Source organism: Microvirga sp. P4_A5 (assembly GCF_056402495.1).
This window is the reverse complement of sequence record NZ_JBFUHH010000008.1, coordinates 81,405-89,753: the sequence shown is the minus strand read 5'-3', so window position 1 is coordinate 89,753 and position 8,349 is coordinate 81,405. Positions and strand designations below refer to the sequence as shown.

Genomic DNA, 8,349 nt, shown 5'->3' with positions numbered 1-8,349 from the left:
GGCTTGCATCTCGCATCGTCAATTTCGCCGAGTGGCGCGACCACCTTCTGGCGCGCCTGCATCAACAGGTGGATGTAACGGGCGATTCGGTGCTGATGAAACTCATGGAGGAATTGCGCGCATATCCGACGCCGCCGGCGCAAAGGCGGGACGTGGCGCCGCGACGCGATTACGCGGGCGTGCTCGTGCCGTTGAAACTGGCGATGCCGCAGCAGGTCATCACCCTTTTCAGCACCACAACCGTGTTCGGAACGCCCGTCGATGTGACGCTGTCGGAACTCGCCATCGAAGCTTTCTTCCCGGCCGATCCCGACACCGCCGCGACCTTGCGCGCCATGGCCGAGGGGCTCGCACAGAAAGGCTGACGGTCCTTAACCGCCCATCAACCTTAATCCGCGATAACGAAGGGGAACCGGACATTCCCTCGGGAACGTCCACCCGGTTCTCTTGTGGGGTGTGTGTCGCGTGCGTCTTCGGTATCGTCGCTCTCGAGTGAGATGGATCTGCGCCACGACGGCGCCCTGGGTGCTCGCCGCCGGTCTCCTCGTCTCGTTCACCGCATCCGCCAGCAACAACGCCGAATCGGGCATCAGCTTTTCGCCGCGCACCGCCGCGGGCCATGTGACCGACACCGCCCTCGTGCCCCCGGTCGGCGCCCTCGTGGGCCCGTCCGGCCTCAGCACCATCGGCGCCGACATCCTGCGCCACCTTCCGCATTACGATATACCCACGGCTGCCGCGCAAGCGGGTCAACCCTTGCGGTTCGATCGCAAGATCGGCGCGGGCTCGGACCCCATCGTCGACCGCCACCACAAGGGCGACCCGGACATGACCGGACGGCTCGCGCTCACGCGCCGGGCCGAAAAGATTCATGCCAGCATGGGCGCGCCCGGCTCCCGGCTCCTCTTTACGCAGGACGAGAACCTGCTGCCGCCAACCGTCATGATGGAGGGCCGGGTGGAGGGCGCGGATTCGGAGCAGCGAGGCTTCGAGCCCTGGCAGGCACCGGAATTCACCACCACCAGCCAGGCAACCTCCATCCAGTCGCCCGCCGCCGCCGCCGCCGGCTCCACGGGGGCCGCGGCCGGCGCCACGACGCCATCGGTGCGGCGCGCCATCGTCCTCTCGTCGACGACTCCCGCGGCCTCCGATGCCACGCCGGTCGTCATTGCGGCCGCTCCCGTGTCCCGGATCGAGCGGGGCATCGGCAGCACCATCGTCGGACGTGACGACGACCGCCCGCGCTATGCCGATCTCATCGACCCGGATAATCTCAGCAAGGAGCAGCGCTGCCTCGCGGAGGCTGTGTATTTCGAGGCGCGCAGCGAACCGCCGGAGGGCCAGGCAGCCGTGGCCCAGGTCGTCCTCAACCGCATGAAGAGCGGCCTGTATCCGTCGTCAATCTGCGGTGTGGTCTACCAGAACCGCCACCGCCACCTCGCCTGCCAGTTCACCTTCGCGTGCGAAGGCAAGGCGCTTCGCACCACCGAATCCGATGCGTGGGACCAGGCCAAGCAGATCGCCAGCGCGGTGCTCGAGGGCAAGACCTACCTCGCCGAAGTCGGCGGCGCGACGCATTACCACGCCAAATACGTCAGGCCCTACTGGGCCAAGCGCCTGAAGAAGATGGACGTGATCGGCCAGCATATCTTCTACAAGCTGCGGCCGGGTCAGACCTGAGCGGGGGCCCGTTACGGTCCCCGATCCATCACGATATTGCATGGCGTCATCGCCAAAGTTTCAATGTCCCGCCCTTGCGAGTTCGGTTAGTGTCGCCCGGTTTTCACCCAAGGCCAGCGTCATGTCCGCACCCTATGCCCGCTCCCGATTCTCGCCTGAAATGGTCGTCCTCTCGGGCTGCCTGATCGCGCTCATCACGTTCGGGCCGCGCGCCTCGGCGGGGCTGTTTCAGATCCCCATGACGGTGGAATACGGCTGGGGGCGCGACATTTTCGGGCTCGCCATCGCGGTGCAGAATCTCCTCTGGGGTATCGGTCAGCCCTTCGCCGGGGCGGTGGCGGACCGGTTCGGCGCCGTGCGGGTGCTCTGTGTCGGCGCCTTGCTTTATGCGGCGGGTCTCGTCGTCATGGCCTATGCGACGACGCCCGGAATGCTGCAGCTTGGCGGCGGCGTCCTCATCGGCTTCGGCCTCTCTGGCTGCTCGTTCAATCTCGTGCTCGGCGCGTTCGGCAAACTGCTGCCGGAGAAATGGCGACCGATGGCGTTCGGCGCCGGAACGGCGGCGGGCTCTTTCGGCCAGTTCCTGTTTCCGCCGATCGGCAACATCCTCATCGAGAATTACGGCTGGCAGCAGGCGCTGGTAATTTTCGCCGGCAGCGTTCTGCTGGTGCTGCCCCTCGCCCTCGTGCTGGCGAAGCGAAAGGGCGGCGACGAGGCGACGAGCGAAGGCCCGGTGCCGGTTCCCGGCCAGTCGATCCGTCAGGCCTTGGGCGAGGCCTTCAAGCACCGCTCCTTCGTCCTGTTGGTGCTCGGGTTCTTCACCTGCGGGTTCCAGCTCGCCTTCATCACCGCGCATCTTCCCGCGTATCTGAAGGACGCGGGCCTTTCGGCGACCGTCGGCGGCTGGACGCTCGCGGTCATCGGCCTCGCCAATGCGTTCGGTTCGCTCGGGTCAGGCTATCTCACCACGCGGATGTCGAAGCGCTGGCTGCTCGCATGGATCTATTTCGGCCGTTCGCTGGCGATCGCTGTTTTCATCATGCTGCCGCCGTCGCCGCTCACGTCGATCCTGTTCGGCATCTCCATCGGTCTTCTGTGGTTGTCGACGGTCCCGCCGACGTCGTCCCTGGTGATGCTGATGTTCGGCACGCGCTACATGGCCATGCTCTACGGCTTTGCGTTTTTCTCGCATCAGGTCGGAGGGTTCCTCGGGGTCTGGCTCGGAGGCGCGCTCTACGAGGCCTACGGGAACTACACGCTGGTGTGGTGGCTGTCCGTCGCGCTCGGCATCGCATCGGGACTGATCAACCTCCCGATCAAGGAGCAGCCCGTCGAGCGCGCCGCTCTCCAACCGGCCGAATAGGCCATAGCGGCGGGCGCGGCTCCTATTCGGATTTCGCCCCGCCCTCGATGGCGCGTTTCTGGCGGCCGATCTCGGCGCCGACGAAATCCATGAAGGCCCGGACGCGCGCGGATTGGCGCAGGTCGGGGTGGGTGAGAAGCCAGAGGCCTGCGGCGAAATCCGGGTTGATGTCCGACAGGCGAACCAGAGCGGGCTTTCTGTCGGCGATGAAGCAGGGCAGGGGGCCGATGCCGGCGCCGGCTTCCACCGCTTCGGCGAGCCCCAACACCGTATTGACCTTGTAGACGATCTTCTCCGGCGCTACGCGGTCGCGAACGAAACGCGCCGCCTTCAGGCCCGCCAGATTGTCCCCGAGGACAACCCACGCCCGGTCGTACAGGGTCGCGAGATCGGGAAGGTTGCCGCCCGGAAAGTCAGCCGCGCGGCCGTAAATCGCCCATCCGATCGTCGCGACGCGGCGGCCCACCAGGGTCTCGGGCGGGTTGTCGGTGGCGCGAATCGCCACGTCGGCATCCCGTTTCGAGAGGTTGAGCGCCTGGTTGGCCAGCACCACATCGAGCCGCATTTCCGGATTGGCCTCGATGAACCGGGAGAAGATGGGGGTGAGCAGGTGCACCAGCAGCGTGTCGTTGGTGGTAATTCGCAGCTCCCCGGCCGGCGTGACGGCCTGGCCGTCGAGCTTGCGGGTGAAAGTCTCGACCTTTTCTTCCATGGTTTCCGCGAGCGCCGACATCTCCTCGCCGGCCGGCGTCAGGACGTAGCCGGTCCGGTGGCGCTCGAAGAGCTTGATGCCGAGCCCTTCCTCAAGCTGTCCCAGCCGGCGGAAAACGGTTGAGTGATTGACCCCCAGCCGGTCGGCGGCGGGAGCGAGGCCCTGGGCGTCGGCAATGACTTTGACCAGACGGAAGTCGTCCCAGACGAGATTCGGCTTCGTCATTATGCATCCATGCAAGAAGAGACATGCAATGCTAGCACTGGATTTGCAGTCTGGAAATCCTATCCTTGCGAGGCATCCTTCATCGGCCGCGCAATTGGGAGAACAGGGCTTTCGTCCGCTCCCGCCGCCGCCACCCAATTCTCAACAGGAGGTCGTATGGCCAAGGTATTGGTTCTTTACTATTCGTCGTGGGGTCACGTGGAGCAGATGGCGTATGCAGCCGCCGAGGGCGCGCGCGCCGGGGGCGCCGAGGTGGTGGTCAAGCGGGTTCCCGAGCTCGTGCCACCGGCCGTCGCCGAAAAAGCGCATTACAAACTCGACCAGAAGGCACCCATCGCGACGGTTGAAGAATTGGCCGATTACGACGCCATCATTTTCGGCACGCCGACGCGCTACGGCAACATGACGGCGCAGATGAAGAACTTCCTCGACCAGACCGGGGCGCTCTGGGCGAGCGGCGCGCTCGTCGGCAAGGTCGGTTCGGTGTTTACGTCGAGCGCAACGCAGCATGGCGGGCAGGAATCGACGATCCTGACCTTCCACCCGGTTCTGCTGCATCTCGGCTTCATCATCGTGGGCCTGCCTTACGCCTTCACGGGGCAGATGGGCGTCTCGGAGGTCATGGGCAATTCGCCTTATGGCGCCTCGACCATCGCTGCCGGCGACGGCTCCCGCCAGCCGAGCGACATCGAGCTCGACGGCGCCCGCTACCAGGGCCGGCATGTGGCCGAGATTGCCGGCAAGCTGACGCGCTGAATGCGATGATCCGGGTTCGAGGCGAGCCATTTCGCCCTGAACCCGGCAGCATTCCGGTCAGATCTCGCTTTTGAACTCGGCGAGGAAACGTTCGAGGCGCTGGTGTCGCTCCTGCGCCAACCGTGTCCCGGAAGCGGTCTGAAAACCCGAGGACAGTTTCAACAGCTTCGTCTGAAAGTGATCGATGGCGTAACGCTTGTCATCGTAGGGGCGTTCTTGTGCCAGAGGATCGACGGCGTCGTAGAGGGCGCTGCCGAGGCGGCCGGCGATGTAGAAGCATCGGGCAACGCCGACCATGCCGATGGCGTCCAGCCGATCCGCATCCTGGAGAATTTTCGCCTCCAAACTCGTCGGTTCGATGCCGGCGGAAAAGCTGTGGGCCTCGATCGCGTGGGCGGTGGCAGCGACGCGCCCGGCGCTCCAGCCGACTTCGACAAGGTGGCCCGAGGCCTTGGCCGCCGATAGGCGCGAGGCCTGCGAGCGCAGGCGCGAATTTTTCTCGACCGCGACGCAATCATGCAGAAGGGCAGCGGCGAGCAGGATCTCGGCGTCGCCGCCTTCTTCCGATTGAATACGGGCGGCATTTCGCCAGACCCGTTGAAGGTGCGAAATGTCATGCGATCCGTCGCCGTCCGTTTCTCCCGCATAAGGCAGAAGACGCTCGGCGAGGCTGTGATAGGGCGCGAAGGCTGACTGCATGTTTTTCTCGTCGGTCGAGGGCGGGGCCGCTAGCGGCCCACCGCGGCGCGGCGCAGACGGTCGTTGATGGCTTCGCCCAGGCCATCCTCGGGGATCGGCGACACCGCGATGGCGCTGACGGATGCGGCGTCCAGCGAGCGCAACGCTGAAAACAGCCGGGCGGCCGCTTCGCGAAGGTCGCCCTTCTCGCTGAGATTGCGGAAGGCTTCCGCGCGCTCGAGGCCGGCCGGCGGCACAGCGCCGAACAGGAGCGCGGCCTCTCCGGGCGCGATGGTCACGGCGTTGAGCCGAACCTTCGCGCGGGGCGCGTAGTGAGAGGCCAGCATGCCGGGCGCGAGCGGAGCCTCCGCATCGGCGGGCGCCACATCCAGCGCGCGTCCGATGACCTCTTCGATTGCCTCGCGTGGCACCCCTCCGGGGCGCAGGAGCCGGACCGTCCCGTCGAGGCAGGCGATGATGGTGGATTCGACGCCCACCTCCGTCGCTCCGCCATCGAGAACCGCGTCGATTCGTCCGTCGAGATCGACCAGCACGTGATCGGCGCTCGTCGGACTGACCCGGCCCGACCGGTTCGCCGAAGGCGCGGCGACGGGGCGGCCGAACGCGGAGAGAAGCCGGCGCGCCAGGGGATGCGAGGGGACCCGCAGTCCCACGCTGTCGAGCCCGGCGCGGGCGAGGTCGCAGATCGTGCAGCCCGCCGAGGCCGGCACGACGAGGGTGAGGGGGCCGGGCCAGAAGGCCCGCGCCAGGCGCAGGGCCGCGTCGTCGAACGACCCTTGAGCCCGCGCGGCTTCCACGGTGTCCACATGCGAAATGAGCGGATTGAAGCGGGGCCGGTCCTTGGCCGCATAAATACCCGTCACGGCCTCGGCCCGGGTCGCGTCGGCGCCCAGGCCGTAGACCGTCTCGGTCGGGAATGCCACGAGGCCACCGCGTCGCAGAATGGCCGCTGCGCGGGCCAAACCGGCCTCATCGGCGGCGAGACGCTCGGTCTGGACCATTGACCCCGGTTCGTTCACGTCTAACCTACCCTTCAGCCCAGCCTGTAACCGCTCGCGATCCGTGCTATCGGGCGGGTTTATCCGCGCGGCGACGCGCGTCAACAGCAAATGCCTCAGTTAAAGGAATCCCGATGGTTTATCGCGCCCCGGTCGCCGACATCGTTTTCACCATGCGCCACGCGGCAGGGTTCGACCGCGCTCTGGCCAATGGGCTCTATGAGGACCTGACGGCGGATCTGGCCACGACCATCCTGGAAGAGGCCGGCCGCTTCGCCAACGACGTGATCGCGCCGTTGAACCGCGTCGGCGATCAGGCCGGCGTGACGTTGAAAGACGGCGCGGTGACAACCGCGCCCGGCTGGAAGGACGCCTATTCGGCGTGGACCGGGGCGGGCTGGAACGCCCTCCCGGGACCGGTCGATTTCGGCGGCCAGGGCCTCCCGACCTTGCTGAATTCCGCCTGCGTCGAGATGTGGAACTCGGCCTCTATGGCCTTCGGCATCGGGCCGGTGCTGACCATGGGGGCGATCGAGGCGCTGATCGCCCACGGCACGGACGAGTTGCGCGCGCGCTACCTCGAGAAGCTGGTCTCGGGCGAGTGGACCGCGACCATGAACCTGACCGAGCCGCAGGCGGGCTCCGATCTCGCGGCCATCCGATCCCGCGCGGAGCGGGCGGATGACGGCACCTACCGCATCAAGGGACAGAAGATCTTCATCACCTACGGCGAGCATGATCTCACCGACAACATCATCCATCTGGTCCTGGCCCGACTGCCGGATGCACCTGCGGGAACGCGCGGCATATCGCTGTTCCTCGTGCCGAAATTCCTGAGCGACGGCACGCGCAACGACGTGCGGTGTCACAGCATCGAGCACAAGCTCGGCATCCATGCCTCCCCCACCTGTACGATGATCTTCGGCGATCATGACGGCGCCGTGGGGTGGCTTGTGGGAGAAGAGAACCGCGGTCTGGCCTGCATGTTCACGATGATGAACAATGCGCGCCTCGCGGTGGGCCTCCAGGGTGTGGCGATTGCCGAGCGGGCCTACCAGCAAGCGCTCCATTACGCCGGCGAGCGCCGGCAAGGGCGCGCGCCGGGTTCGGCGGAGGGCATGAGCCCGATCATCGAGCATCCGGACGTGCAGCGCAATCTTCTCACCATGAAGGCGCTGACCGCAGCCGCCCGCGCGATCTGCTATATGACGGCCGAAGGTCTCGACCGGGCGCATCGCGACTCCGATGAGACGGCGCGCCGCACGGCGCATGAGCGGGCCTCGCTGCTGACGCCCGTCGCGAAGGCGTTTTCGACCGATATCGGCGTCGAGGTCGCATCGCTTGGCGTGCAGGTCCATGGGGGCATGGGCTATGTGGAAGAAACAGGCGCCGCGCAGCATCTGCGCGATGCGCGCATCGCGCCGATCTATGAGGGCACGAACGGAATCCAGGCGATCGATCTGGTGATGCGCAAGCTGCCCCTGTCGGACGGCGCGAGAGTGCGGGCGCAGATCGCCGCCATGCGCGCCACCGTCACCCGGGTGAGCCGCGACACAAACCCCGCTTTTGGCCACACCGCGTCCCGTCTGCGCGAGGCGATCGAGAGTCTCGATCGCGCCACGAGCTTTTGCCTCAATGCCGTCTCCGGCAACCAACCGGCGCAGGCGCTTGCGGGCGCGACGCCGTATCTGCGTCTCTTCGCGCTGGCACAGGGCGGTGCCGCGCTGGCCGACATGGCGCTCGCGGCCGCGGGCTTCATCGCCGCCGGCGAGACGGATCACGCCCATGCGGGACGGATTGCCCTTTGCCGATTTTTTGCCGAGAACATCGCGGTCGGCGCGAAGGGCCTGGAGGACAGCGTCATGAGCGGCGCCGGCTTCCTGGACGATGCGAAACTGGCGCTCGCGAGCTGACAT

The 8,349-nt window shown here is 66.5% G+C and carries 8 protein-coding genes; 5 read left to right on the top strand and 3 right to left on the bottom strand.

The features are described from left to right. From AC1DVM_RS04745 to AC1DVM_RS04735, 3 genes are all read left to right on the top strand, one after another. Window positions 1-365: MmyB family transcriptional regulator (locus tag AC1DVM_RS04745; protein WP_477252460.1), on the top strand; the 365-nt coding region annotated here is incomplete at its 5' end. Between the two features lie 127 nt (window positions 366-492). Then, window positions 493-1,680, top strand: coding sequence for a cell wall hydrolase (locus tag AC1DVM_RS04740; RefSeq protein ID WP_477252458.1), 1,188 nt, complete (start codon window positions 493-495; stop codon window positions 1,678-1,680). Between the two features lie 121 nt (window positions 1,681-1,801). Beyond that, window positions 1,802-3,043 carry an MFS transporter gene (locus AC1DVM_RS04735; RefSeq protein WP_477252457.1) on the top strand — a complete coding sequence of 414 codons (1,242 nt, stop codon included), beginning with the start codon at window positions 1,802-1,804 and terminating at the stop codon, window positions 3,041-3,043. A gap of 22 nt (window positions 3,044-3,065) precedes the next feature. On the opposite strand, the gene AC1DVM_RS04730 is transcribed toward AC1DVM_RS04735, so the two are convergent. Next, the gene (locus AC1DVM_RS04730) at window positions 3,066-3,980 is read right to left on the bottom strand and encodes a LysR family transcriptional regulator (protein WP_477252456.1); all 915 of its coding nucleotides are present in this window, start codon (window positions 3,978-3,980) and stop codon (window positions 3,066-3,068) included. A gap of 156 nt (window positions 3,981-4,136) precedes the next feature. On the opposite strand from AC1DVM_RS04730, the gene wrbA reads away from it, so the two are divergent. Next, on the top strand, window positions 4,137-4,736 hold the full coding sequence (wrbA, locus tag AC1DVM_RS04725; RefSeq protein WP_477252454.1) for an NAD(P)H:quinone oxidoreductase: 600 nt from the start codon (window positions 4,137-4,139) through the stop codon (window positions 4,734-4,736). Between the two features lie 57 nt (window positions 4,737-4,793). Here the strand turns inward: wrbA and AC1DVM_RS04720 are convergent, their stop codons facing one another. Next, on the bottom strand, window positions 4,794-5,435 hold the full coding sequence (locus AC1DVM_RS04720; RefSeq protein ID WP_477252453.1) for an HD domain-containing protein: 642 nt from the start codon (window positions 5,433-5,435) through the stop codon (window positions 4,794-4,796). Window positions 5,436-5,464: 29 nt separating this feature from the next. Then, window positions 5,465-6,454, bottom strand: a complete 990-nt coding sequence (locus AC1DVM_RS04715; protein ID WP_477252451.1) for an L-threonylcarbamoyladenylate synthase — start codon at window positions 6,452-6,454, stop codon at window positions 5,465-5,467. A gap of 113 nt (window positions 6,455-6,567) precedes the next feature. Between AC1DVM_RS04715 and AC1DVM_RS04710 the strand changes: the two genes are divergently transcribed. Further along, entirely contained in the window at window positions 6,568-8,346 is a 1,779-nt protein-coding gene (locus AC1DVM_RS04710) for an acyl-CoA dehydrogenase (RefSeq protein ID WP_477252449.1), read from the top strand. Window positions 8,347-8,349 lie beyond the last annotated feature (3 nt).